At 61.6% G+C, this 25,663-nt stretch carries 25 protein-coding genes, 1 tRNA gene and 1 pseudogene; 19 read left to right on the top strand and 8 right to left on the bottom strand.

What is annotated here, in order from left to right; genetic code table 11:
- Window positions 1-2: 2 nt before the first annotated feature.
- The 3 genes from CZ674_RS12750 to der all read left to right on the top strand — a co-directional run bounded on the left by CZ674_RS12750 (window position 3) and on the right by der (window position 3,276).
- Window positions 3-1,085 (top strand): prephenate dehydrogenase, encoded by a 1,083-nt coding sequence (locus tag CZ674_RS12750; protein ID WP_234988582.1) that lies wholly within the window; start codon window positions 3-5, stop codon window positions 1,083-1,085.
- Entirely contained in the window at window positions 1,082-1,777 is a 696-nt protein-coding gene (gene cmk, locus CZ674_RS12755; RefSeq protein ID WP_234988583.1) for a (d)CMP kinase, read from the top strand. Before CZ674_RS12750 ends, cmk begins: the two co-directional genes overlap by 4 nt.
- A gap of 74 nt (window positions 1,778-1,851) precedes the next feature.
- Window positions 1,852-3,276, top strand: coding sequence for a ribosome biogenesis GTPase Der (der, locus tag CZ674_RS12760; RefSeq protein ID WP_234988592.1), 1,425 nt, complete (start codon window positions 1,852-1,854; stop codon window positions 3,274-3,276).
- A gap of 16 nt (window positions 3,277-3,292) precedes the next feature.
- On the opposite strand, the gene CZ674_RS12765 is transcribed toward der, so the two are convergent.
- The 3 genes from CZ674_RS12765 to CZ674_RS12775 are packed head-to-tail and all read right to left on the bottom strand — an operon-like array spanning window position 3,293 to window position 5,269.
- On the bottom strand, window positions 3,293-3,748 hold the full coding sequence (locus tag CZ674_RS12765) for a DUF2017 family protein (protein WP_086992899.1): 456 nt from the start codon (window positions 3,746-3,748) through the stop codon (window positions 3,293-3,295).
- The gene (clpS, locus tag CZ674_RS12770) at window positions 3,748-4,026 is read right to left on the bottom strand and encodes an ATP-dependent Clp protease adapter ClpS (protein WP_234988584.1); all 279 of its coding nucleotides are present in this window, start codon (window positions 4,024-4,026) and stop codon (window positions 3,748-3,750) included. The genes CZ674_RS12765 and clpS overlap by 1 nt, the downstream gene beginning before the upstream one ends.
- A 13-nt stretch (window positions 4,027-4,039) precedes the next feature.
- Entirely contained in the window at window positions 4,040-5,269 is a 1,230-nt protein-coding gene (locus CZ674_RS12775) for an MFS transporter (protein WP_086992901.1), read from the bottom strand.
- Between the two features lie 107 nt (window positions 5,270-5,376).
- Here CZ674_RS12775 and CZ674_RS12780 point away from each other — a divergent pair, with 107 nt between their 5' ends.
- Together CZ674_RS12780 and CZ674_RS12785 are read left to right on the top strand one after the other, a co-directional pair.
- Window positions 5,377-5,931 carry an NADPH-dependent FMN reductase gene (locus CZ674_RS12780; RefSeq protein ID WP_086992902.1) on the top strand — a complete coding sequence of 185 codons (555 nt, stop codon included), beginning with the start codon at window positions 5,377-5,379 and terminating at the stop codon, window positions 5,929-5,931.
- A 108-nt stretch (window positions 5,932-6,039) separates the two neighbouring features.
- Complete coding sequence (locus CZ674_RS12785; protein WP_086992903.1) at window positions 6,040-7,452, top strand: glyceraldehyde-3-phosphate dehydrogenase; 1,413 nt, start codon at window positions 6,040-6,042, stop codon at window positions 7,450-7,452.
- Window positions 7,453-7,481: 29 nt separating this feature from the next.
- On the opposite strand, the gene pdxY is transcribed toward CZ674_RS12785, so the two are convergent.
- Both pdxY and CZ674_RS12795 read right to left on the bottom strand, forming a co-directional pair.
- Window positions 7,482-8,333: a pyridoxal kinase PdxY gene (gene pdxY, locus CZ674_RS12790; protein WP_086992904.1), complete on the bottom strand. Its 852-nt coding sequence runs from the start codon at window positions 8,331-8,333 to the stop codon at window positions 7,482-7,484.
- A 30-nt stretch (window positions 8,334-8,363) separates the two neighbouring features.
- Window positions 8,364-9,551 (bottom strand): aminotransferase-like domain-containing protein, encoded by a 1,188-nt coding sequence (locus CZ674_RS12795; protein ID WP_234988585.1) that lies wholly within the window; start codon window positions 9,549-9,551, stop codon window positions 8,364-8,366.
- Window positions 9,552-9,730: 179 nt separating this feature from the next.
- Here CZ674_RS12795 and CZ674_RS12800 point away from each other — a divergent pair, with 179 nt between their 5' ends.
- The 3 genes and pseudogenes from CZ674_RS12800 to CZ674_RS12810 all read left to right on the top strand — a co-directional run bounded on the left by CZ674_RS12800 (window position 9,731) and on the right by CZ674_RS12810 (window position 12,353).
- Window positions 9,731-10,675 (top strand): ABC transporter substrate-binding protein, encoded by a 945-nt coding sequence (locus CZ674_RS12800; RefSeq protein WP_159456996.1) that lies wholly within the window; start codon window positions 9,731-9,733, stop codon window positions 10,673-10,675.
- Between the two features lie 5 nt (window positions 10,676-10,680).
- Window positions 10,681-11,592 carry an amino acid ABC transporter permease gene (locus CZ674_RS12805; protein ID WP_234988586.1) on the top strand — a complete coding sequence of 304 codons (912 nt, stop codon included), beginning with the start codon at window positions 10,681-10,683 and terminating at the stop codon, window positions 11,590-11,592.
- Window positions 11,592-12,353: pseudogene (locus tag CZ674_RS12810) on the top strand (amino acid ABC transporter ATP-binding protein). Before CZ674_RS12805 ends, CZ674_RS12810 begins: the two are co-directional and overlap by 1 nt.
- On the opposite strand, the gene CZ674_RS12815 reads toward CZ674_RS12810, so the two are convergent.
- Window positions 12,350-12,853 carry a mycothiol transferase gene (locus tag CZ674_RS12815; RefSeq protein WP_086992926.1) on the bottom strand — a complete coding sequence of 168 codons (504 nt, stop codon included), beginning with the start codon at window positions 12,851-12,853 and terminating at the stop codon, window positions 12,350-12,352. The pseudogene CZ674_RS12810 and the gene CZ674_RS12815 sit on opposite strands and share 4 nt — an antisense overlap.
- A gap of 37 nt (window positions 12,854-12,890) precedes the next feature.
- On the opposite strand from CZ674_RS12815, the gene CZ674_RS12820 reads away from it, so the two are divergent.
- On the top strand, window positions 12,891-13,589 hold the full coding sequence (locus tag CZ674_RS12820; protein WP_234988587.1) for an NADPH-dependent F420 reductase: 699 nt from the start codon (window positions 12,891-12,893) through the stop codon (window positions 13,587-13,589).
- Between the two features lie 193 nt (window positions 13,590-13,782).
- On the opposite strand, the gene CZ674_RS12825 is transcribed toward CZ674_RS12820, so the two are convergent.
- Entirely contained in the window at window positions 13,783-15,060 is a 1,278-nt protein-coding gene (locus CZ674_RS12825) for an HNH endonuclease signature motif containing protein (RefSeq protein WP_159456997.1), read from the bottom strand.
- A 578-nt stretch (window positions 15,061-15,638) separates the two neighbouring features.
- Window positions 15,639-17,066 (bottom strand): threonine synthase, encoded by a 1,428-nt coding sequence (gene thrC / locus CZ674_RS12835; RefSeq protein WP_086992909.1) that lies wholly within the window; start codon window positions 17,064-17,066, stop codon window positions 15,639-15,641.
- A 77-nt stretch (window positions 17,067-17,143) separates the two neighbouring features.
- Here thrC and CZ674_RS12840 point away from each other — a divergent pair, with 77 nt between their 5' ends.
- The 10 genes from CZ674_RS12840 to CZ674_RS12885 form a co-directional block, all read left to right on the top strand.
- Complete coding sequence (locus CZ674_RS12840) at window positions 17,144-17,623, top strand: FBP domain-containing protein (RefSeq protein ID WP_086992910.1); 480 nt, start codon at window positions 17,144-17,146, stop codon at window positions 17,621-17,623.
- Window positions 17,624-17,720: 97 nt separating this feature from the next.
- Complete coding sequence (locus tag CZ674_RS12845) at window positions 17,721-18,080, top strand: DUF3024 domain-containing protein (RefSeq protein ID WP_086992911.1); 360 nt, start codon at window positions 17,721-17,723, stop codon at window positions 18,078-18,080.
- A gap of 88 nt (window positions 18,081-18,168) precedes the next feature.
- Window positions 18,169-18,245, top strand: a tRNA-Pro gene (locus CZ674_RS12850).
- A 160-nt stretch (window positions 18,246-18,405) separates the two neighbouring features.
- Window positions 18,406-18,669, top strand: a complete 264-nt coding sequence (locus tag CZ674_RS12855) for a helix-turn-helix domain-containing protein (protein ID WP_234988588.1) — start codon at window positions 18,406-18,408, stop codon at window positions 18,667-18,669.
- A 4-nt stretch (window positions 18,670-18,673) separates the two neighbouring features.
- On the top strand, window positions 18,674-19,840 hold the full coding sequence (locus CZ674_RS12860) for a tyrosine-type recombinase/integrase (protein WP_086992913.1): 1,167 nt from the start codon (window positions 18,674-18,676) through the stop codon (window positions 19,838-19,840).
- Between the two features lie 80 nt (window positions 19,841-19,920).
- Window positions 19,921-20,502 carry a type IV toxin-antitoxin system AbiEi family antitoxin domain-containing protein gene (locus tag CZ674_RS12865; RefSeq protein WP_234988589.1) on the top strand — a complete coding sequence of 194 codons (582 nt, stop codon included), beginning with the start codon at window positions 19,921-19,923 and terminating at the stop codon, window positions 20,500-20,502.
- On the top strand, window positions 20,499-21,416 hold the full coding sequence (locus CZ674_RS12870; RefSeq protein WP_086992914.1) for a nucleotidyl transferase AbiEii/AbiGii toxin family protein: 918 nt from the start codon (window positions 20,499-20,501) through the stop codon (window positions 21,414-21,416). The genes CZ674_RS12865 and CZ674_RS12870 overlap by 4 nt, the downstream gene beginning before the upstream one ends.
- 492 nt (window positions 21,417-21,908) lie before the next feature.
- The gene (locus tag CZ674_RS12875; RefSeq protein WP_086992915.1) at window positions 21,909-22,097 is read left to right on the top strand and encodes a helix-turn-helix domain-containing protein; all 189 of its coding nucleotides are present in this window, start codon (window positions 21,909-21,911) and stop codon (window positions 22,095-22,097) included.
- A 100-nt stretch (window positions 22,098-22,197) separates the two neighbouring features.
- Window positions 22,198-24,594 carry an EcoAI/FtnUII family type I restriction enzme subunit R gene (gene hsdR / locus CZ674_RS12880; protein WP_086992916.1) on the top strand — a complete coding sequence of 799 codons (2,397 nt, stop codon included), beginning with the start codon at window positions 22,198-22,200 and terminating at the stop codon, window positions 24,592-24,594.
- Window positions 24,595-24,611: 17 nt separating this feature from the next.
- A partial coding sequence (locus CZ674_RS12885) for a class I SAM-dependent DNA methyltransferase (protein ID WP_200810111.1) occupies window positions 24,612-25,663 on the top strand: 1,052 nt, incomplete at its 3' end.

Raw genomic sequence — 25,663 nt, forward strand, 5'->3', positions numbered from 1 at the left:
CCGTGCCGCACCGCCTGCAAGGACCCGTGCGCATCGTCGGCACGGGGCTTCTCGGCACGAGCATCGGCCTCGGGCTGACTGCTCGGGGCGTCGATGTGCAGCTCGCAGACGCCAGCCCTTCGCAGGCTGCGCTCGCGGCTGACTACGGTGCGGGGCGTCTCGCGACCGCTGACGATGCGACGCCGCAGCTGATCGTCGTGGCAGTTCCGCCCGATGTCACCGCTGAGGTCGTCGCCTCTGAGCTCGCGCGCTTTCCTCAAGCGATCGTGACCGATGTCGCGAGCGTCAAGCAGCTGCCGCTGACGCAGCTGCGCGAGCTTGGAGCAGACGTGTCGCGCTACCTCGGCAGCCACCCCATGGCGGGCAAGGAGCAGTCGGGTGCGCTCGCGGGCACGGGCGACCTCTTCTTCGGCAGGCCGTGGGTCATTGCGAGCCACGATGACATCTCGTACTCGAGCGGCAGCCTCATCGACGATCTCATCCTCGACCTCGGCGCGGTTCCGATCGAGATGTCTGTCGTCGAGCATGACCGGGCTGTTGCGCTCGTCTCGCATGTTCCGCAGCTGGCATCGACGCTGGTTGCATCGCTGCTGCAGGAGGCCCCGTTCGAGTCGCTGAGGCTCGCTGGCGGCGGGCTTCGCGACGTGACGCGCGTCGCTGGCAGCGATCCGGCGCTCTGGATGCAGATTCTCAGTGCGAATGCCGAGGCAGTCACAGAAGTGCTGAAGCAGCTGCGCGACTCGCTCGACGGCGTCATCGAAGCGCTCGACACTGCGGGGGAGCCCGGCTCGCTGCGAGCCATCGCCGGTGCGCTCGTCGAAGGCAACCAGGGCGTTGCCAGGCTGCCCGGCAAGCACGGAACGCACACGAAGTTCGCGCGCACGCTCGTGCGGGTCGACGACCGCCCCGGCCAGCTGGCGCGGCTCTTCACCGACATCGGCGATGCGGGAGTCAACCTCGAGGATGTGCGGATCGAGCACGCAGAGGGTGCCCAGTTCGGTGTCGCCGAAGTGCTCGTCGCGCTCGATGCAGAGCTCGAGCTCGAAGCGGCGCTGACGGAGCTGGGCTGGAAGGTGCTCGGATGACCGATGCTGAGAAGAAGGATGCACGGATGAGTGAGAACGTCGTCGTCGGAATTGACGGCCCAGCAGGCAGCGGCAAGTCGTCGGTGGCGCGGGCTGCGGCACGCGAGCTCGGCTTTCAGTTTCTCGACACCGGTGCCGCCTACCGCTCGCTCGGCTGGCTCGTGTACGACCGCGGTGCCGACCCGGGCATCCGTGAGCACGTGCTCAAGACCCTCGAGCAGTTCGACTACGAGATCAGCCTCGAATCGGGCTCGCAGCGGGTGCTGGTGAACGGTCTCGACGTGACGGCGCAGATTCGTGCCGAGCACATCTCGGGCGCTGCCAGCAGGGTTGCTGTCGTGCCCGAGGTGCGCACGCGCGTGAATGAGATCTTCAGGGGTCTCATACAGTCGGCAGAACCCGGTATCGTAGTCGAGGGCCGCGACATCACTACTGTCGTTGCCCCGGATGCCGATGTGCGCATCCTGCTGACGGCCAGACCCGAGATCCGCGCAGAGCGACGAGCTTCTGATGTGGGCGAGGACGCAGACGCCATTGCCAAGCGCATTCGAGATCGAGACGATCGCGACATGGGCAACAGTGACTTTATGGAGCCGGCTGACGGCGTGCACCTGGTTGACTCGAGTGATCTGAGCTTCAACCAGACTGTGCAGGCGGTCGTCAACCTGGTTCACGGAAGGACCCCAAGATGACGAATGACGAGACGAACCAGGAGTTCGAGGCGAGCGAAGAGTTCGACCCGACCCTCGAGCTCGACGACGCCCGCATGCGCACCCTGCGTGCCGGCCTCGACGACTACGAGTTCGAAGACGACGACGAGCAGCTGCTTGCTGACTTCGACTTCGACCCCGATGCGCCGATTCTCATGCCTGCGCTGCCGGTGCTGGCGATCGTCGGCCGGCCCAACGTGGGCAAGTCTGCGCTCGTCAACCGCATTCTCGGTCGCCGCGAAGCTGTCGTCGAAGACACTCCGGGTGTGACGCGCGACCGCGTGAGCTACAAGGCCGAGTGGGGCAACCAGCCGTTCACGCTGGTCGACACCGGTGGCTGGGAGCCGGATGCGCGGGGCATCGACAAGTCCGTCGCTCAGCAGGCAGAGATCGCCGTGGAGCTTGCGGATGCAGTGCTGTTCGTCGTCGACATCAATGTCGGCCCGACATCCACTGACGAGCACGTCGTTCGGATGCTGCGCCAGTCGAAGAAGCCCGTGCTGCTCGTTGCCAACAAGGCAGATGATGCGCGTCGTGACATCGAGACTGCTGACCTCTGGAGCCTCGGCCTCGGTGAGCCGCACCCTGTCTCTGCTGCGCACGGCAGGGGAGTTGCCGACCTGCTCGACAAGGTCATCAAGGTGCTGCCGAAGGAGTCGGCTGTTGCCAAGGAGGAGTATGGCGGGCCGCGTCGCGTTGCCATTCTCGGGCGTCCGAATGTCGGCAAGTCGTCGCTGCTGAACAAGGCAGCAGGCGAAGAGCGTGTTGTCGTCAATGACATCGCAGGCACCACGCGTGACCCGGTTGACGAGCAGATCGAGCTCGGCGGACGTGTGTGGCGCTTTGTCGACACGGCTGGCATCCGTCGCCGTGTGCACCTGCAGCAGGGTGCTGACTTCTATGCGACGCTGCGCACGCAGGCGGCGCTCGAGAAGGCTGAAGTCGCTGTCGTGCTGCTGGATGTCACGCATGTCATCAGCGAGCAGGACATTCGCATCATCGATCTCGTGCTCGAGTCGGGCCGTGCGCTCGTGCTGGCGTTCAACAAGTGGGATCAGCTCGAAGACGAACGGCGTCGCTACCTCGAGCGTGAGATCGAGCAGGATCTTGCGCATGTCGAGTGGGCGCCTCGTGTCAACATCTCGGCACGCACCGGTCGTCACCTCGAGAAGCTCGTGCCGGCGCTCGAGACGGCGCTTGACTCGTGGGACATGCGCATTCCGACTGCCAAGTTCAATGCGTTTCTCGCTGAGCTCACGGCGGAGCACCCGCACCCGCTTCGTGGTGGCAAGCAGCCGCGCATCCTGTTCGGAACACAGGCTGCGTCGCGTCCGCCGACGTTTGTGCTGTTCACGACCGGATTCCTTGACCCGCAGTACAGAAGGTTCATTCAGCGTCGACTGCGCGAGGTCTACGGCTTCGAGGGCACGCCTGTCATCGTCAATCAGCGCATTCGCGAGAAGCGTCAGCGTCGCACGTAGGCGCCAAGCGCAGGCTTCACAGCACCTCGAGCAGGGTCGCCTGCACGTAGCCGAGCCAGTCGGTGACGCCCTGAAATGCCTCGTTGCCCTGCTCGACTCGCGTCGTCAGAACGAGGCGCATGTCACTGAGGGCGCGCAGCCAGTCGTCGATCTCTTCTGAGCCGACGTGCACAGTCGCGGTGTCGCCCTCGCGCTTTGCTGTGACAGAGCCGACGATCACTGCGTCGTGGTAGCGCTCGCGTGCAGCTGCGAGCTCGGGCAGGGCGAGCCTGCGGAACTCGTGGGCCTCTTCTGCGTCGTCGTAGGCGTCGGGGTAGAGGCGCAGCACCGCCGGGTCTTCGAAGTTGAGTGCGCCCTGGCCGGCAGCGCGGTGCAGGCGCTTGAGCTGCTCGGCGAGATTCTCGAGCATCTTCGCCTCGTCGAGGTCGAAGACGGCCTCGACGCCGTCGTGCACCTTCTGCCAGGCGTGCATCAGAGGGCCTCGACCGTTGCCTGCAGGCCGTACGCGTGCATCGCAGAGACGTGGCGCTCCATGGTCTCGCGATCGCCTGCTGCGACAGCGGCTCGGCCCTCGTTGTGCACGAGCAGCATGAGTCGCTGTGCCTTCTCGCGCGAGAAGCCGAAGTAGCTGCGGAACACGTACGTCACATACGGCATGAGGTTGACCGGGTCATCCCAGACGAGGGTGATCCAGCCGCCCGTCGTGAGCGCCTCGGTGTCGAGCTCTTCGAGCACTGCGTTGTCGGCCATCACTGACATGGTGTCACGGAATGCGCAGTTCTTCTGTGATCGGGTCGATCGGCTTGCGGCGGATGCGCGCGAATGCGATCACCAGCAGCACAAGGCCGAGGGCGGATGCCATGGCTCCGAAGAGTCCGGGCGCCAGGTATCCGAGGCCGCCGGCGATGACGATGCCGCCGAGCCATGCGCCGATGCTGTTGCCGATGTTGAAGGCCGAGTGGTTCATGGATGCGCCCAGCAGCTTCGCGCGTCCGGCCGTGCGTATGAGCAGCGACTGGATGGCCGGCGTGAACGACGACGACGTGAAGCCGATCAGGAAGAGCGAGGCGAACAGCATGACAGGGTTGGCTGCCGTCGCCCAGAACAGGAGCAGAGATGCGACGAACGCGCCGACCCCTGCGACAGCCGTGCGCTCCATGGCGCGGTCGCTCGCCCATCCGCCTGCAATGTTGCCCAGTGTCATGCCGACGCCGACGAGTGCGAGTGCGAGGGGGATGAAGCCGGCTGTGAGACCGGCCTCTCTGACGACGGTCTCGGCGACGTAGGAGTAGACGGTGAAGAAGCCGGCGAGGCTGAGGGCTCCGGCGGCGACGACCAGCCAGAGCCTGGCGCTTCTGAAGGCGCCGAGCTCGGCGAGGGCGCTTCGGGTCGGGTCGCCCTTGACGCGGGGCACGGCGATGATCGTCATGATCATTGCGAGCACGAAGAGCACTGCGACGAAGGCGTAAGTCCAGCGCCAGCCGGCGAGCTGCCCGAGCCAGGTGCCGAGCGGAACGCCGATGACGTTGGCGATCGTGAGGCCCGAGAGGGCGATGGCGATGCCGGCTCCCTGTTTGCCGGGGCCCATGATGCGGGCGGCGAGCAGCGACGCGACGCCGAAGTAGGCGCCGTGGGGGAGCCCTGCGATGAACCGGGCGATCGACAGCGTGAAGAACTCGGGTGCGACGGCTGAGAGCAGGTTGCCGAATGCGAGGGCTGCGAGCAGCACGATCGCGAGCTTCGACTGAGAGAAGCGGGCTGTGGCCATGGCCAGCACGGGTGCGCCGACCACGACGCCGACGGCGTACCAGGTGATGAGCCACCCGGCTGCGGCGATCGACTGCTCGGGCTGCGTCTGGAAGTTGTCGGTCAGCTCGCTCGCCATGAGCGGCAGGATGCCCATGGTTGCGAACTCGGTCGTGCCGATGGCGAAGCCACCCAGAGCGAGGGTGATGAGCGCGAGGATCCGGCGACCGGGAGTGAGCTGAGGCACAGCCGTCTATCCTACGCCCTGAGAGGATGTGCGAGCATCGGGAATACGCGCCGAGGGGGTGCGTTATCGTTCAATGTTGCAATACTTCAACGAGAGGATTCGCCACTATGGCAAAGGTCATGATCATCGTCGCTTCTGTTCGCGAGGGCCGCATCGGCCTGCCCGTCGGTCGCTGGGTCGAGGAGGAGCTTCGCGGTCGCGATGTCGAGGTCGACTGGGCTGACCTCAAGGAGATCGGGCTGCCGTTCATGGACGAGCCCAACCACCCGGCGATGCAGCAGTACACGCACGAGCACACCAAGGCGTGGTCGGAGCGGGTTGCTGCAGCGGACGCATTCATCTGGGTCACGCCCGAATACAACCACTCGTACACCGCGTCGCTCAAGAACGCGATCGACTACCTCGTGCACGAATGGCGCGGCAAGAGCGTTGCGTTCGTCTCGTACGGCGGCCAGTCGGCTGGCACGCGCGGCGTTGCAGGCCTCGGCGAGACGCTCGGATTCCTGGGCATGAAGCGCACGCAGGGCAACCTCGAGATGGCCATGCCGTGGGAGTGCCTCGAAGACGGCGTCTTCGTCGGTGACGAGGGCAAGAACCGCGCGCTCAAGGCGACGGTCGACGAGATCGTCGCAGCTGCAGACGCTCACGCTGCGAAAGAATAACGATAGTTTCACTTTCTAGCATTTGCTGACTTCGTGACCGCCGGTTTGCCCGGCGGTCACGTCGTTTCTGCGTCAGAATGGAAACATTCAACGGAGAGGAAGCCGTACGTGAACGAGTCGTACAACGAAGCCCACGAGAACTGGCTGACCAAAGTCGCAGCCGCCGAGGAGTCGATCCCGCTGATCGGCCGGCTCTATCGTGAGCACAACGTGGTGACCAGTGTCTTCGGTCGCCAACTTGTGAACCAGTCAGCCATCGAGGTCGTCAAGGCCCACCGGTGGGCACGTCGCATTGCAGACGGTGAGCTCGACCTCTCCGACACGCTCGCTGCGCTGCGCATTGCTGAGGAGCTCGGCATCCACGACACGTCGCTCGACGTGGGCGTGCTCGCTGCCGGTGCTGCCGCATCCGACCAGTCGTTCGTGGAGTTCGCGCGCACTGCACTCGCCGCGCTCGACGTCACCCAGCCCAACCAGCCGCAGGACATCGTGCTCTACGGCTTCGGTCGCATCGGCCGTCTGCTCGCACGCATCCTGATCGCACACCACGGTGCTGGTCTCGGCATGCGCCTGCGTGCGATCGTCGTGCGCAACTCGGGCCCCAGCGACCTCACGAAGCGTGCGAGCCTGCTGCGTCGCGACTCGGTGCACGGTGCCTTCGACGGCACGATCGAGGTCGACGAAGAGGCGAGTGTCATCATTGCGAACGGCACGCGCATTCAGGTCATCTACTCGAACGACCCCGCATCGGTCGACTACACCGAGCACGGCATCGAGAATGCGATCATCGTCGACAACACGGGTCGCTGGCGTGACGAAGAGGGTCTGAGCCTGCACCTGCAGGCAGAGGGCACCTCGCGCGTCGTGCTGACGGCTCCCGGCAAGGGTGACCTGCCGAACGTGGTGTTCGGCATCAACGACGAGGCGATCACGCCCGATGCGAAGATCGTCACTGCGGCAAGCTGCACGACGAATGCGATCACCCCTGTTCTTCAGGTCATCAACGAGCGCTACGGCATCGAGTACGGCCACGTCGAGACGGTGCACTCGTACACGAACGACCAGAACCTGATCGACAACTACCACAAGGGCGACCGTCGCGGCCGTTCGGCTGCGCTCAACATGGTGCTGACCGAGACCGGTGCTGCGAAGGCTGTTGCGAAGGCGCTGCCCGAGCTGGCGGGCAAGCTGACGGGCAATGCGATCCGTGTTCCGACGCCTGATGTCTCGATGGCGATTCTCAACCTCACGCTGAACGAAGAGATCGACCGCGACACGATCAACAACGTGATGCGTCAGGAGTCGCTCACGGGCGACCTGTCGTCGCAGATCGATTACATCGACTCGCCTGAGGTCGTCTCGACCGACTTCGTCGGCAACAACCGTGCAGGCATCGTCGACGGTCTCGCAACGATCGCGACCGGCCGCCACCTCGTGATGTACGTCTGGTACGACAACGAGTTCGGCTACTCGTCGCAGGTCATCCGCGTGCTCGAGAAGATGTCTAAGCAGAAGGCGTAAGCGCCAGCTGCTGACGGCCAGCTGAGCCGCTACCGAACCCGCGTGACCTCGAACTGGTCACGCGGGTTCGCGTATGCGTCCTGCGCGGCGATGAGCTGCAGTTCGCGCTCGCCCGAGTCGAGGGTGAGCTGCAGCAGGTCGAAGACGCTCGATGTGGTGTTCTTCAGTGCTTCTGCGGCCGACCCCGTGGAGCGGTAGTGCGCGGTGAAGAGCGCTGCCGTCACGTCGCCTGAGCCGTTGGCCTTGAGCGGCAGGAACGGCGTCTGGATGATCCAGGCTCCGGTCTCGTCGGCTGCGAGCATCTCGATCGTGCCCTCAGGCCGGTCGGGACGCTCGACGCTCGTGACCAGCACGGTCTTCGGCCCCATCTGCATGGCGGCGTCGACGGATGCGAGGGTCGAGTCGAGATCGGTGGGCTGTGTGTCGGTGAGGTAGCCGAGCTCGAACTGGTTGGGTGTGATGATGTCTGCCTTGGGCACGACGCGGTCGCGCAGCAGCGGTGGGATCAGATCTGAGACGAAGCAGCCGCTCTTGGCGTTGCCCATCACCGGGTCGCAGGTGTAGGTGGCAGAGGGGTTCTCTGCCTTGACCTTGTCGACCGCCTCGAGGATCACGTCGGCGATGTCGCTGCCGCCCTGATATCCCGAGAGCACGGCGTCGATGTTTGCGAACTCGTCGCGCTCGCCGATGCCGGTGATGACCTCTCGAACGTCGTCGGCGGGCAGCATCGGGCCACGCCAGGCGCCGTAGCCCGTGTGGTTCGAGAAGTGCACTGTGTTGACAGGCCACACCTCGTGTCCGAGCCGCTGGAGCGGAAACACCGCTGCAGAGTTGCCGACGTGGCCGTATGCGACCGATGACTGGATCGAGAGGAACTTCATTGTTCTATCTTGCTCCCTGTGCGGGCAGTTCTACGACAACACCTCAGCGAGTCGACTCGTGCCCTCGCGGATGTCGTCTTCTGAGACGCGCGAGTACGAGAGTCGCAGGTTGCGCTTGCCCTGGCCGTCGGCGAAGAATCCGGGGCCGGAGATGAAGACGACCTTCTTCTCGATTGCCTTTGCGAGCACCTCGTCGGAGTCGGTGCCTTCGGGCAGTGTGAGCCACGTGAAGAAGCCGCCCTTGGGGGTGGTCCAGGTGACGCCTTCGGGCATGGTCTCTTCGAGGCCGGCCACGAGTGCTTCGGCGCGGGCCTTGTAGCGCGAGATGCCCGACTGCACGTGTGTGCGCCAGTCCATGTGCTCGAGGTACTCGTAGGTGAGCTCCTGGCTCAGAACGCCGGCCATGAGTGCGCTCGCTTCGCTGGCGAGCAGCATGCGCTGGTGGAACTCGGGCGGTGCAACCGTCCAGCCGATGCGAAGGCCGGGGGAGAAGATCTTGCTGACTGAGCCGAGGTAGATGACGCTGTCGTCCATCGATCGCATCGAGGGCAGCATGGTGCCGTCGAACGACAGGATGCCGTAGGGATCGTCTTCGACGATCTGGACGCCCTCGGTGCGGCAGATCTCGACGATCTGCTGGCGACGCTCGACCGAGAGGCGGATGCCCGTCGGGTTCGAGAAGTTGGGGATCGTGTAGAGGAATGCGATGCGCTTGCCGTCGGCGCGAGCCTTCTGGATCGCTTCGATGAGTGCCTCAGGAACAAGGCCGTCGTCGTCGCACATGACGTGGCGGATATCGGCTTCGTGGCCGAGGAACGATCCGATTGCGCCGACGTAGGTCGGGCCCTCGGCGAGGATCACATCGTGCGGGTTGCACAGCAGAGTCGTGGTGAGGTTGATGCCCATCTGCGAGCCAGGGGTGACCATGACGTCATCGGCGTCGATGTCGTGCACGCCGCCGGACTCCATGAGCTCCGTGAACTTGGTGCGCAGCGACGGGAGGCCCGCTCCGGCACCGTACTGCAGGGCATCCGTTCCTCGTTCCGTGATGATTCGCTGGGCGGCCTTGCCGAGCTCATCGAGCGGGAGGATGGAGAGGTCAGGGTTGCCGCCTGCGAAAGAGATCATGCCGGGCTGCATCGAGACATCCCAGACGCTCCTCACCGGTGAGGGACGGAAGAACTCAGCGCGATCCGCGTAGGTGTAACGGTGCTCCATGCGTGTGCAAACTCCTTGCGTGCGAAGTGTGGGGAATGGCGGTCATAACGCTTATGTAACCTTCTAGGCGCAACATACCTGCAAAACTTGACGTTTTCAAGTGAGATATCCAGACTATGAACCACGGGCTCGGTTGGCAAAGGCTGGCAACCACGGCTCTTCCTGAAGCAGACACCTCAATGAACAAGTCCCTGACCAAGGTGGCAGCCGTGTTCGGCGCCATCGCATTGTCTGTGGGAGTCGTATCCTGCACGTCAAACACTGAGGAGCCTCCCGCTGGCTCTGACGGTGAGTCTTCGGTCGACGAGATCCCCACGGCAGGCCGCGATGCAGCCGAAGCAGTGGAGGTCAACGCCGACGTCGAGGCGCTCGTGCCTCAGGCACTGCTCGATGCCGGCAAGATCCGCATCGTGACTGACCCCACATACGCGCCGATGGACTTCACCGATGAGAACGGCGACATCGTTGGTCTCGACTCTGACATCGCAATCGCAGCAGTCAACGCCATGGGACTTGAGATCGAGTGGTCGACGGTGACCTTCGACGGCATCCTGGCCGGTATCGAAGCCGATCGCTACGATGCGACGTTCTCATCGTTCTCGGTTACCGACGAGCGACTCGAGGCTGTCGACATGGTGTCGTACTTCTCGTCTGGCTCGGCGATCATGGTCGCTTCGGGCAACCCCTCCGAGATTGCCAGCGAAAGCGACCTCTGCGGCAAGTCGATTGCAGTGCAGAGCGGCACGACGCAGGCTCTTGAGATCCTGCCGGCGATCGACGAGACCTGCGACGAACCGATCGACCTCATGATCATGCCCGCACAGGACAACGCCAACCAGGCTCTCGCTTCGGGTCGTGCTGACGCAGTCGTCGCAGACAACGCGCTGATCTCGTACTACGCACAGCTGCAGCCCGACGCCTTCGAGTTCATCGACGGCATCCTGCTCGACCCGGCACCCATCGGTGTCGCTGTTCCGCAGAAGCCTGAGGGCGAGACGCTGACGCTCGCATTCGAGGCTGCCTTCCAGTCGATCATCGATGACGGCACCTACGCCAAGATCTTCGAGGCATGGGAGCTGCAGGACAGCATGCTCGACGCACCCGCGATCAACTCCACAGAGTAAGCGGCATGACGGTTCTTCCAGATGAGTCGACACCGCCGACAACGTCGGTGTCGACAGACTTCCTCGCACTGACCGAGAAGCCGATCAAGCGACGCCCGAGAATCGGGCAGATCATCGGCATGATCGTGGTGGCCTACTTCATCTTCGTGGCCATCGTGATCGTTCTCACCAACGAGAACTTCAACTGGCCGATCGTTGCGCAGTATCTGTTCGATGTGCGCATCTTCGGCGGTGTCGGGGTCATGCTGCAGCTCACGCTGTACTCGATGATCATCGGCTTTGTACTCGGTCTGCTGCTTGCCGTCATGCGAATGTCGCCGAACTGGCTCATTCGCGGAGTCGCTGGAGCATACGTCTGGTTCTTCCGTGGAACACCGCTGCTGGTGCAGCTGCTGTTCTGGGGCTTTGCTGGAGCACTCTTCCCGCAGCTGATGATCGGCATCCCGTTCGTTGATCCGTGGATCAGTCTTGACACGAACCTCGTGATCTCACTGTTCACGGCTGCGGTTCTCGGACTCGGACTCAACGAAGCGGCGTACATGGCTGAGATCGTTCGTGGCGGCATCCTGGCTGTTCCTCACGGGCAGGCAGAGGCTTCGCGGGCGCTCGGATTCAGCACTGGGTCGACGCTGCGTCACGTGGTGCTGCCCCAGGCAATGAAAGTCATCATTCCGCCCGTGGGCAACAACGTCATCTCGATGCTGAAGACCACGTCTCTGGTGTCTGTGATCGGTGTGAGCGATCTGCTGTACAACGCACAGCAGATCTACGCTCGCAACCTCGAGCAGATTCCGCTGCTGATCGTCACGTGCTTCTGGTACATCCTGTTCACGACGATCCTGACGTACTTCCAGTCACTGCTTGAGAAGCGATTCTCGCGCGGATCGTCCGCTGCCGTTCAGAAGGGAGTCCGCTGATGTCAAAGGTCAACTCTCTGAATGTGCACAAGTCGTTCGATGACCTGGAGGTGCTCAAGGGCATCAACCTTACGGTCGAAGATGCCACGGTCGTGTGCCTCATCGGTGCGTCGGGGTCGGGCAAGTCGACGCTCTTGCGCTGTGTGAACCACCTCGAGACGCCGACAGCAGGCGCAATCCTCGTCGACGGTCAGATGATGGGATACAACGTCAAGAACGACCAGCTGGTCGAGGCGAGCGAGAAGGAGATCAACAAGCGTCGCGAGAGCGTCGGCATGGTCTTCCAGGCATTCAACCTGTTCTGTCACATGACTGCGCTCGAGAATGTCATGCACGCTCCGATGCGGCTCAAGGGCCTGTCGAAGGCGAAGGCTCGCGAGAAGGCGACTGCGCTGCTCGAGAAGGTGGGGCTGGGCGACCGGCTTCGCAACTATCCTTCTCAGCTCTCAGGCGGTCAGCAGCAGCGTGTGGCGATTGCCCGTGCGCTTGCCATGGACCCGAAGGTCATGCTCTTCGATGAGCCGACCAGCGCGCTCGACCCTGAGCTCGTCGGTGAGGTGCTGCAGGTCATGCGTGACCTTGCAGACTCGGGCATGACGATGGTCGTCGTCACGCACTAGATGACGTTCGCCCGTGAAGTGGCCGACAAGGTCGTGTTCATGGACAAGGGCGTCATCGTCGAGATGGGTGAGCCCAACGAGATGATCAACAACCCGCAGCACGAGCGCACCAAGGAGTTCCTTGCGCGCGTGAGTCGCTAGAGCGGCATCCCCAAGACGTACGCGGCCTGGCCAATGTGCTGGGCCGCGTCGTCGATGATGCTGGCAATTCGCACGCCTCGTGTCACTGGCGGATCCCAGGATTCGTCAATGACATCGTCGAGGTCTGCATCGCTGAGGGTCTGCACGTAGGCGACCAGTGCATCCGTCGACTCTCTGAGGTATGCCAGCAGGAGGTCTGCGTCATCAGTCGTGATGGCGCGGGCCTCCTCGGCTGTGTGGCCGTAGCCGATGGTGTCTGATGCGGGGCCGAGGTCGAAGCGCTTGTCGAAGCCGTTTGCGTGCCAGATCTGGTCGGTGCCGGCGAGGTCAGCGGTCTGGGCATCGATCTCTCGTGCAGAGTGCCAGAACAGCCATGCGACGGAGTTGTCGTGGTTCTGCGGATGTGCGTTCAGCGTTGTGGGCGAGAGCTTGGGTCGCAGTCGCTCGGCGGCGTCGATGGGGCGGGATGCGAGGTCGATGAGCACTTCGGTTGCCTTCATGTCGGTCACGATACGCCCGAGACTAGACTTGTGCCATATGGCCGCTGCAGATTCTCTCGACGTGATCGGCATCATCGGTGCTGGCAAGCTCGGCAAAGCTCTTGGGCAGCGATCGGTTGCTGCGGGGCACCGCACGCTCATGGCTGGCAGCGGAGATGCTGGGGCGATTCGCGGGCACTTGCAGCTCGCTGTGCCCGGTGCTGAAGCCGGGACGGTCGACGAGGTGATCGAGGCGGCCGATGTCGTGATTCTGGCTCTGCCGCTTGCGCAGCATGGTGTGCTGCCGGCTTCGGCGCTCGCTGGCAAGGTCGTCGTCGATGCGATGAACTACTGGTGGGAGAGCGACGGCATTCGCGACGAGTATGCCGACCCGCTGACGTCGACGAGCGAGATCGTGCAGAGCACATTCTCGGATGCGCGGGTCGTCAAAGCGTTCAACCACGTCGGATACCACGACGTCGAAGACCTCTGGGCTGATGCCGGGTCGCCCGACCGCATCGCTGTGGCAATTGCGGGTGACGATGCTGATGCTGTGGCTCGTGTCGGCCGGGTGGTCGACTCGTTCGGGTTCGACCCGCTGCCGATCGGTGCGCTGCGGCAGGGCGTGATGCTCGAACCGAACACGATGGCGTTCGGTGCGAGTGAAGACGCGGATGGGCTGCAGCGGGTCATGGCGATGTTTCCGAAGACGGCGCGCGGACGTGCCGTGCTTGCGGCACGAGGTGGGCACATCTGAGGGGCATCGTGTTCTTCGGGCGTCGTCTTCGAAGAACCGGCACGCACTGCGGGACCATGCGCTGGCTGTAGGTGCACGGGAAACCGCAATTGGCGCATCCGTGCACCAGAAGCCGCAGCTTCTGCGGTTTCTGCTTACATTGCGGCTTCTCGTGACGCGGCCGGGCGTCACGGGTGGCATCAACGGTCGGGCATCATCTTCGGATTGCCCTGACTGCTTTCCATTTCTGGGTTTCGGGATCCTGGGTCATCTTCAGGCGTTCGAGATGCACTTGATGGTGGTGGAAGTTGCAGAGGTTGACGCCGTTGTCGAGGTCGGTTCTGCCGCCGGCTGACCAGTGTTGTATGTGGTGCGCTTCTGTCCAGACTGACGGGATCGTGCATCCGTCTGTCGCACAAGTGGGGTATGCGACGTTCAGTGCCTTGCGTTGCGAGGGCGAGAACAACCGCTGTGACCGGCCGAGCTTGAGGACGTTGCCGGTGTCGTCGGTGATGGCCGCCTGTACGGCGCCATTGCAGATGATGCGTGAGACCTCTGCGACCGGTACGAACTCCTGCGTGCGGCTGACGCGTGCGAGTGCGGGTGCACGGTCTGCGAACTTGTGGACTTCACTGACGGGCACGGTGACGAGCAGCGTCGGTGCTGCTCCGCCTTGGGTGCTGGAGTCTTTGGTCTTTGCGGCGGTGGTGAAGGCGCGGACGAGGGCGTCGGCCATCTTCTGCTTGCGGGTGCGCATGTCGATCTCAGGGTTGCCTTCGGGTGCTGAGAGGCGGGTGCGGGGTGCGGCGTTGGCGTCGAGGAACTGCTTCACCGCCGCACCATCGGTTGCCGTGAGCAGCGCGTTGAGGGCGACCATGCCGTCGTCTTGCACCCACGCGGAGCATTCGCGACGTGCCTGCTGCTGTGCAGCCTGCAGCTCGACCTGCTCAGGATCGTGCACGGCGAACCAGCCGCGGATGCTGTCGCGCAGGGATTCGGGGCTCCAGGGCTGACTGGAGTCTTGCCCCTCGGCGAACGCGACCGCGCTGCGATCAGCGACAGCAAGGAACTCGGCGTCGTAGTGATTGCGCTGCCGGTCGAACTCGCGCGTGATGATGATCGCCTGCTGGGACGACACCGTGCCTGCTTCGATGGCTTCGGCAAGCACCGGGTATTCGCGGTGCTGCAACAGCTTGCCGAGTCGCACGTAGGCGTCTGCCTGCCCCTTCGCGAACCCGACTTCATGCTGAAGCAATGTTGCTGTCGATGAGTACCGGAGGTCTTTCGCGACACTCGACAGTGTCGAGCCGGAGTGTTCAAGCACCTGCGCAAACCTGGCCAGATGCGCCTGATGCTGCAACGCGAACTCCGTCATCGCGTTGAGGGTCGCGAACCGGTCACCGGTGGAGCATGAGCTGAAGTCGTCGAAGGCGGCGTCGAACACCTGGGCAGCCTCAGCGGTCAGTTGCTGAATCGCGGTTGCGGTGCTCATGCTCACCTCCTTCGTTAGAACGAATCTACTACGCACTACTGACACGAGATCCGAGAATCGGCCCCTGTGGAAAAGAAATCCTGTGGAGAGCAACCGAAAGGCAGTCGGTGACTGCTCTAGGAATCTGCCGTTCGCCGTGCGATGTGCAGCCACGCTCGCCATCGGCCACAAAGACTGTGGGGGAGTCGAAGGTCACGAGCTCGCCGTCTTCATGTGTGACCTGTACCAAGTCTTCGACGTCTCCGACTCCTGGAACCTGCACGACTCGGTGGCTGGCAGCCTTCGTCCACCGCTCCCAAGCGCGATCCTCTGGTCGTCTGGCCTCGAACACGAGTGTGCCACCGGGGCGAAGCGCGTTGCGCGCGGCCTGTCAAGAGCAGTGCGAACGTGCCTGTTCTGCATTCGATGAGGAGGACGCGTCAGATCCGGCGAGAATTGCGGTGCACGAGATGCCGGAAAGCGCACGCTTGTGCACCAGAAGCCGCAGGTTCTGCGGTTCCTGGTGACATTGCGGTTTCTCGTGACGCGGGCGGCGTCACGGGCTCAGCCAAGCCCGACCCAGCCAAGCCCGACCCAGATCAGCTCAGCGCATTCTCGGCAATGTACGCGCGCAACGCCTCTTCGTCGTTGGCCATCTTCACGACGTGCTGGGGTGCGTCGAGCAGCTTGGCGAGCTCGGCCGGCACCTCAGGGGCAACACCTGCAGCCTCACGCACGATCTCGGCGAACTTGGCCGGCTTGGCAGTCTCGAGAACGAGCATCGGCACGCCAGCTTCGACGTGCTCTCGCGCAACCTTGACTCCGTCGGCCGTGTGCGGGTCGAGCAGCACACCAGTCGAACGGTAGACGTCGCCGATTGTCGCGATGCGGTCGTCGTGACGGCTTGTTCCGCTGGCGAAGCCGTACTTGTTGTGCAGGTCGTCGAGGTGCTCGCTGAGGTCGAGCTCGCCGGTGTCGTCGAGCTGCTTCCAGACAGCGCTGAGCTTCTCGGGGTCGCGCCCCAGCAGCTCGAAGATGAAGCGCTCGATGTTCGAGGCGCGCGAGATGTCCATGGAGGGGCTGCTCGTCGCGTGCGTCTCGGCGGATGCGCGGGGCCGGTACGCACCCGTGCGGAAGAACTCGTCGAGCACATTGTTCTCGTTTGCGGCCAGCACGAGGCGGCGGATCGGCACACCCATCTGCTGGGCGAAGTGGCCGGCCAGGATATTGCCGAAGTTGCCGCTGGGCACCGTGACTGAGAACTCGAAGGACTCACGCTGGTCGTCGCTGAGCGCATCCGTCAGACGAAGGTACGCCCAGAAGTAGTAGACAGACTGGGCGGTGACGCGTCCGAGGTTGATGGAGTTGACGGCGCCGATCGAGTGGCGCTTCTTGAACTCGAGGTCGGTTGCGAGTGCCTTGAGGTGGGCTTGGGCGTCGTCGAAGACGCCTTCCATGGCGATGTTGTGGATGGTCGGCTCGGTCAGCGAGTACATCTGCGCGCGCTGGAACGGGCTCATGCGCCCCTGTGGCGAGAGCATGAAGACGGCGACGTTGGGCTTGTCGCGGAATGCGTACTCGGCTGCGCTGCCGGTGTCGCCGCTGGTGGCGCCGACGATGTTGAGGTGCTCGCCGCGCTGCTCGAGCACGTGCTCGATGGCCTGGCCGAGAAACTGCATCGCCATGTCTTTGAATGCGAGTGTGGGGCCCTCAGAGAGGCCGAGCAATGTGAGGTCGTCGCCGATCGGCTTCAGCGGCACGACACCCTCGGTCGGAAAGTTGGCGCTCGAGTATGCGCGCTCGCACAGTTCGCTCAGCGTCTCGCGGGGGATATCGGTCGCGAAGAGCCGCAGAATCTGTGCGGCCAGCTGCGGGTAGGTCAGCTTGCGCAGGTTCTCGATCTCGTCGAAGTCGAGGTGGGGCATCCGCTCGGGAACAACGAGGCCGCCGTCTGGCGCGAGCCCCTCGATGAGCACATCGCTGAAACTGGCCGGGGTCATGCCGCCGCGGGTGGATACGTACTGCAAGGGTGCTCCTTCGTTTGGCCTCATCCAGTCTAGTTGGGGGCGGATGTACGTGGGAGGCAGTTGACATACTGGAAGACATGCAACCGGTGACTGAAGAACAGCTGCGTTCATCGTTCATCAACGCGACAGACGACGAGCTGCGACGGCTGCCGATGCCGGGGCTGCGCGAGTCGATCTGGGAGGAGCGCGAGTACCTCGGCTGGCGTGACATGCAGGCGGCGCAGCTCGGATACGTGAGTCTCTGGCAGGGGAGTGAGCTCGTCAGCATCGTGGTTCGCACGTCTGGCAGCCTCAGGCCCGGCATCGCTGCGATGTGCTCGATGTGCCACTCGACGCAGCCGGCGACGCAGGTGCGGCTGTTCACTGCGCGGTTTGCGGGCAAGAAGGGGCTGGCCGGCTCGAGTGTCGGCACCTATATATGCGAGTCGCTGTCGTGCCCCATGGTCATTCGTCGTGCTGCCCCGCACATGACGACGCCGTCGCAGCTGGAGCGACGCGGTGGAGCAATGCTCGAGCGGATCACGCGCTTCGTCGCCAAGGTCGCTGACGAGAGCTGAAGCCGAGCATTCTACACAGATGCATTGCTCTGCACCAGAGCACAGGTGAGTCTTTTGACGCCTGTTTGTAAGACTGAGTTGAGCTTATAATTGAGCAATGCTGTATTCAGAGGAAGATGCATTGCGCATCGGTCGATGGTGCCGCTCGATGACCGCACCCGAGGTTCGGCCGTTTCTGCATTTTCTGCCGTGGATGCACGACTCGCGCGTCGTGCTCTATGAGTATCAGGCGGGCACCGGTCGCTACTACGTGTTCGCGCACCTGCTGTTCGATGAGGTCACGCAGCTCTGGACGCTGTTCTCGAGGCGCCGCGCCGGCGGTATCAGGCGGTACGCGGAGGTGGAGCCTGCGCGAGACGTGCAGCGGATTCTCGACTACCTCTGGGACTGTGACGACCCGATCTTTCACGAGCGTCTGCCGCAGAGCTACCCGAATCCTGAAGTCTCGCCGAAGTAGCGTTTTCATGGGGGCGGATGCGCGGGTGCAGCCGTGTGCCGAGCACCTGTTTCGTAGGCTACAATGGTGCAGTTGCCTTCTGGCATCGCGGGCTGTGGCGCAGCTTGGTAGCGCACTTGACTGGGGGTCAAGGGGTCGCAGGTTCAAATCCTGTCAGCCCGACCAAAAAATCGCGGAAACTCAAGGGTTTCCGCGATTTTTCGTTGGTGAGATTTGATCCGGCCATCTAAAACCCATCTAAAACCCCTACTGAATGACCCTCTGACCAGTGCTTTGCTCGGTTCGCGAAGGTCGCTTACGGATAGTTTCGGTTGCTTCGGAGCGTGTGGCGCACCTGGTCTGCATGACCAGCCCAATACCGCTTCCGCATCCTCTGCCCGACCTGCCGCCGCTGCTCGATATCCGCGAACTCTCGGAATATCTCGGCGTTCCCGTCTCGACGATTTACGACTGGCGCTCGCGCGGCGTTGGCCCGCGTGCGTACCGCTTCGGCAAACACCTCAAGTTCGCCTTCACAGACGTGACCGAGTGGATCGAAGCGCAGCGCGACCCCGCGCCTGCTGCATCCTCTCAACCTCCCCGGAGGTGACACGATGAGCCGTCCGCGCCTGACGATTGGTACCTACGGCGAGATCACGACCCGTCGTCGCCCGAGTGGGCGCATCGAAGCTCGCGCCCGCTACCGGGACTGGGATGGCGCCACCCGGCTCGTGCAGGCGAGCGGGGACACCGCAGCTGCTGCAACCCACGCGCTGAAAGCCAAATGCGTCGACCGCAATCTGATTGCACCGAGTGCGGGATCGCTCACGGCCGACAGCCCGTTCCCCGATCTGGTGGCGTACTGGCTCGAAGACATCGACTTGGAGGACCGGCTAGCGACCGGCACCCGGCAACTGTACGAGCGCGACATGCGCACCCTCGTGCTGCCCGTATTTAAAGATCTGACGTTGCGCGAGATCGGTGTAGCCCGATGCGACCAATTCTTGAAACGGCTTGCGAAAGATTCGTATTCGAAAGCGAAGCACGCGCGTGTGGTGCTGCGACTCGCGCTCGCGCTGGCCGTGCGACACGAGGTACTGCTGCGCAACCCCGTTGACCATGTTGCGCGGTTGCATCGCGACGTGCGGATGCCGGACGCGTTCACGTCCGACGAGATCAATGCGATCCGTGCGGCGATCACGTATTGGGAGGACGGACGAGAGGTGTCGGGGCCGAAGCCAGACGGACAACTCGGCGCGATCATCGAGCTCATGCTGGGCACGTCGGCGCGCATCGGCGAAGTGCTCGCGATTCGTCGCCGTGATATCGACTTGAGTGTGCCGTCCGTACGGATTGCAGGAACGATCATCAGCCCGAAGGGCGAACCGACGACCCGGCAGGATCACCCGAAGACCGCGCGGTCACGGCGCACGATTCAACTTCCGGGGTTTGCCGCGACGGTCGTGCAGTTTCGATTGAAGCAACTCGACACGATCGACCCCGACGCACTGCTGTTCTGCTCTCGTGAGGGCACCCCGCTCACGACGAACAACGTGCGTCGTCAGTTGCGCCACGTCATGAACCTGGCGGGAATCGAGGGTGTCACCCCACATAAGTTTCGGCGTACCGTCGCGACCACGATCAACGAAAGCGCGGGCGTGGAACTGGCATCGCAGTTGCTCGGCCACACCGACCCAGCGATCACGATAAAGCACTACATCCGCCGCAATGAGACCGTAGACCCCACGACGGCAGGACTGTTGGAGAGAGCATTCGGATGACGAGGTTCGGAGCTCTGGCGATCAGAAACAGTAACAGATATGCTGTATGTGTAACTAGTTCGATTCGGGTGGAGGTGAACATGGATGCTGCACTGCTGCCAGACATGCTGGGATACAAGGATCTCGCAGACGCGGGGTTGACGCGAAGGCAGTTCGACCGGCTCATCGACGCCGAGGAATATGAACGAATCGCACCCGGTCAGTTCCTACGCGCTGGTGCAACGGATGACACCACAGCCGCGTGGATGGCAATCGCGACGAAGCGGCCACAAGCAACACTCTGCTTGCTGACTGCGCTCTCGATCCATGACCTCACAGACGAGATCCCAACGCGCAGCAACATCGCCATCCCGCGGGGCACAAAGCCACTGACCGTATGGAGCGCACCGATCAGTTGGCACCACTTCGATGCCGCAACTTTTAACATTGGTCGTACCGAACACGCACTGCCTAGTGGAAGGACGATCGGGCTGTACTCCGCGGAACGCACGATCGTCGATTTGTTCCGCCTCAGCCATGACTGGGGCAGCGACCTCGCAATCGAAGCGCTCAAACGATGGCTCCGTGTCAAAGGGAACAGCCCGTCCCAACTGCTCACCATGGCCAAGAGCTTCCCGAAAGGAAAACCCGCACTACAGAACACCCTGGAGATCCTGCTATGACACCGAAACCACAACGAGGCACGCCCGATGGTGATGCAACACTGGCAATTCAGAAACTCGCACGTGAGACCGGCGCAGACGTACAAGAGTTGCAGATCCTCTATGTACTCGAAGCGCTGCTTGCTCGCATTGCCGCGTCACCGCACCGAGATGACTTCGTACTCAAAGGCGGAGTGCTGTTGGCGGCCTTCGCCGCACGCCGCCCTACCAAAGACATCGATCTCCAAGCCACCGGGCTATCTAATGATGCCGACGACGTGGCCGGGCGGTTCCGTGAGATTGCAGCCATCGCACTGTCGGACGGGGTGGCCTTCGACGCAGACAGCATCACCGCATCTGCCATTCGGGACGGCGATGCTGATGAGTACGCTGGCGTGCGCGTGCGACTCGTCGGTCACCTCGGTCGTGCTCGGCTGACTGTCGGGATCGACGTCAACTTCGGTGACCCCATATGGCCAGCTCCTCAACTCATCGAGCTGCCGCGCATCGTGCCACTCGATCAACCGCCGGTTACGCTGCTCGGCTATCCGCTCGCCATGGTGCTCGCCGAGAAGATCGTTACGGCGTTGGACCGAGGGGAAGGCAACACGCGATGGCGCGACTTTGCTGACGTCTACATGCTGACGCGGCTTCACTCTGTGGAGGCGGACATTCTCCGAAGCTCGTTGGAGGCCGTGGCCGCTTACCGAGGCGTCACCCTCGCTCCAGTGTTACCGGCACTCGCGGAGATGCCCGAGCGTGCGCAACCCAAGTGGCGTGCCTGGCGTACACGCGTAAATCGTCAGAAGGAACTCCCCGAAGCCTTCGCTGACGTACTCAACGAAGTTGCCCGCTTCAGCGACCCCGTGTTGCTGGGGACGGCCAAGGGGAGCTGGAAGGCCGCAGAGCGGGCTTGGACGGATCACAATCGGTAGATCTGTGGACGAATTGGGAACGTGAGCGTACCTTGGAGGTATGGGATCGATCTCCGTTTCCGGCGAAAAACCGTAGCGATGCTCCGATCACAGTAGGAAGAACGGTGACGCAAAATTTGCGTCACCGTTGTTTTGTGTCTCGCAGAGAAGTCAGAGGCACTGTACTTGTCTCCGACACTCTCCAACGACCTGCCGCAGACGACTGAGTAGCCCTCTGCCTTCGATGAAGTTTCTGAACCTTGCATCCGACTGGTGACACTTAAGAACCCCCGCTCTGATGCTGCCACGCGTCTTGCAGATCGAGGTACAAGGTCCCGAGCCAACCCAAGGATTGACCGCACTGCGAAACGTGGCAACACTGCTCGGATGTGCCACTCGGTAACAAATGAGTGCGGACGGTGGAAAAGACCCAGCTGATTCCAGTGCGATCGGTCTACCTCCGATAAGATCCGCTATAGCGGGTCGATTTCATCGACCCATCGAGGAGGAAACTTGACCGAGCCGTGGGTATCTGCTGATGAGATCGCCGCCCATCTCAGTGTTTCCAAAGACACCGTGTACGTCTGGATCAATACACGGAATATGCCTGCTCACAAGGTTGGGCGACTCTGGAAGTTTCAGGCGAGCGAAGTTGACGAGTGGGTGCGCCAGGGTGGCGCCTCGACTCGGGAGGACCGGTAGCCAATGTCACGATTCTGTGGTCCGCGTAAAGACATTATCCGCTGTTTTTATCGGTGGCACGATGGCGCTGAAGTCGTCAACAAGAAGGGTGGGGAAACTGATGTCAAAACTCACTGAAGAAGATGTGAAGCAGCGATTCATCACTCCTGCGTTGGTTGAGACCGCGGGGTGGCGCAAAGACCAGCTATTCATGGAGAAGGTCATCACGCCGGGGCAGGTTATCGTTCAGGGCACGAAGACCAAGCGGGGCGAGATCGGCAAGGCCGACTACGTGCTACTCGGCTCGAAATCACGCAAGCCTCTCGCCGTCATCGAGGCCAAAGATATGCAGCACACGATAACCGCAGGCATGCAGCAAGCTCTTGGCTACGCTTCCAAGCTCGATGCCCCGTTTGCGTATTCGTCAAACGGTAAAGGTTTCATTGAGCACGACTTTTTCACAGGTATCGAGCGAGAAATCGGGATGGACGAGTTCCCAACCGAGGAAGCGTTGTGGCAGCGCTACCTCGTTGGTAAAGGCTTAGATAAAAATGGTGCGGCGCTGGTGGCAGAACCGTACTACGTTGACCCGTTCAATCGGCAGGAGCCTCGCTATTATCAGCAGGTTGCAATCGACCGCACCCTGGAAGCAGTTGCACACGGGCAACGCCGCCAGCTGCTCGTGATGGCAACTGGCACTGGCAAGACCTTCACCGCGTTTCAGATCATCTGGCGGCTACTGAAGGCAGGCAACGTAAAGCGGGTGCTGTACTTAGCTGACCGCAACGTGTTGATTGATCAGACAATCACCGGTGACTTTGAGCCGCTCTCTGGACGGATCACCAAGGTTAAGGGTAAACAGCTCGACTCCTCATACGAGGTTTACATGAGCTTGTACCAACAGCTCGCAGGTGAAGGTGGCGAGGAGCCATTCCGCCAGTTCAAACCAGAATTCTTTGACCTCATCATCATTGACGAGTGTCACCGTGGCTCAGCCCGTGACGAATCGCTGTGGCGGCGAGTACTCGATTACTTCTCGAGCGCCATTCACATTGGTGTGACCGCGACGCCGAAAGAGACCAAAGATGTATCGAACATCGACTATTTCGGCGAGCCTATCTACACCTACAGCTTGAAGCAGGGCATCGAGGATGGTTTCCTTGCGCCTTACAAGGTTATTCGTGCTGGCCTCAATGTCGATCTTGAGGGGTGGAGACCTAGTAATGGCCAGGTAGATGTTAACGACCTTGAGGTTGAAGATCGCGAATACAACGTCAAAGACTACGACCGGAACCTGATCATCGATGAGCGCACTCAGATGATCGCTAAGTACGTCACATCGTGGCTTGAAAAACATGGCACTGATTCAAAGACCATCGTCTTCTGTGTCGATATCGAACACGCGGAACGAATGCGCCAAGCTCTCGCCAACGAGAATCTTGAACGCATGGTCGAGGACTACCGGTACGTCATGAAGATCACGGGTGATGACAAAGAAGGTAAGAGTCAGCTAGACAACTTCGCTGACGTTAACGAGCAGTATCCAACAGTCGTAACCACTTCAAAGCTGCTGACAACCGGTGTGAACGTCAAGACCATCAAGCTACTGGTTCTTGAATCCAATATTGGGTCAATGACTGAGTTCAAGCAGATCATCGGGCGAGGCACTCGTCTTGACGCGGAGCACGGCAAAGAGTTCTTCACGATCATGGACTTCCGTGGTTCTACCCGCCACTTCGCTGACCCTGACTTCGATGGGGCACCAGTATCTATCATTGAACTGCCTGTCCCAGAACCCGGTGACGACGGTGAAATCCTTGAACCAGTCTGGCCAGACGAGGACGAATTAATTGACGGCACAGAAGGCCCTGACTTGGAGTCAGCCGGTGGCACGGTCATTATCTGTGACCCGCCATGGATCACCGACCCAGGTGAGGACCCGGAGGGCAAAGTGCGCGTGCGCGGAGTCGAGGTCAAGCTGCTGAACGAGCGCATCCAATACGTCGACCCAACGACCGGCAAACTCGTGACTGAGTCCATCAGGGACTTCTCCAAGAAATCCCTGCTGAACACCTACTCCAGCTTAGATTCCTTCCTGCATGCCTGGTCTGCTGCCGAACGCAAAGACCAACTCGTCACCCAACTCAGTAGCCGTGGAGTGTTTCTCGAGGCTATCAGGGCAGAAGCTAACGGCACGCTCGATTACATCGATGACTTCGACATAATTTTGCATGTCGCATACGATAAACCACCGTTAACCAGGCGGGAACGAATCAACCACGTGAAAAAACGCGGTTACCTGCAGAAGTACTCGAGTGCGGGTGAACAGGTTCTAGAAGCTCTGCTCGACAAGTACGCAGATATCGGTATATCTGAAATCGAGACCACCCGGATTCTCAACAACGACCCGTTTACTCAATTCGGCTCGCCTAAGAACATTGCCAGCCTTTTTGGTGGCCGCGATGCCTACCTTCAAGTGGTTCACGAATTAACAGAAGCCCTCTACCAAGCCGCCTAAGGAGCGCCCCTAAGCTTATGAGCCTCAACACCTTCATTTCCACCTCCCGCAAAATCATGCGCGGAGACGCCGGAGTCGACGGCGACGCCCAACGCATCGCCCAACTCACCTGGCTATTATTCCTCAAGGTGTATGACGCAAAAGAAGCTGACTGGGAGTTCCACAATCCCCACTACAACTCCATCATTCCCGAGGCACTACGATGGCGCTCCTGGGCGCCGGATCTTAAAGATGGCCGCTCCAAAACTGGCGACGAGTTACTGACGTTCCTAAACGCGGAGCTATTCCCAGCGCTTAAAGCACTGCAGATCACTCCTGAAACCCCGCTGAGCCAATCAGTAGTGCGCGCAGTGTTCGAGGACTCCAACCAGTACATGAAAGACGGGATCCTCATCCGTCAACTAGTGAACCTTATCGATGCGATCAAATTTGAGGAGTATGCAGACCGTCATGCTTTCGGTGACATCTACGAAACACTGCTGAAAGAACTCCAAAGCGCAGGTAGCGCTGGCGAATACTACACACCACGTGCCGTCACTGACTTCATGATCGAAATGATCAACCCCAAGCTCGGCGAGACAGTCGCTGACTTTGCTGCCGGTACCGCAGGGTTCCTCACCTCAACCCTCAAACATCTCGACGGACAGGTCGAAAGTGTCGAAGACCGTGTCGCCTACCGGGCCAGCGTCTACGGCATCGAGAAAAAGCCGATGCCCTACCTGTTAGGTGTCACAAACCTGTTGCTACATGACGTGGATCAGCCCCAGTTCTTCCACGGAAACTCACTAGAACGCAACGTACGAGATTTCAAGGACCACGAGAAATTTGACGTGGTAACCATGAACCCACCCTACGGTGGAACCGAGCAAGACTCAGTGAAGGTCAATTTCCCGCAAGCCTTCCGCTCTTCCGAAACTGCCGACCTTTTCATAACTCTGATCACATATCGGTTGAAACGAAACGGTCGTGCCGGAGTGGTTCTACCTGACGGGTTCCTATTCGGCAAGGGTCTGGTGCAGGAACTGGTGACATCGAGCGTGGCTAGCCGAGAGGGCTGGCCTGGAAGGAT

This window comes from Agrococcus casei LMG 22410 (genome assembly GCF_900163565.1).
Taxonomy (GTDB): Bacteria; Actinomycetota; Actinomycetes; order Actinomycetales; family Microbacteriaceae; genus Agrococcus; species Agrococcus casei.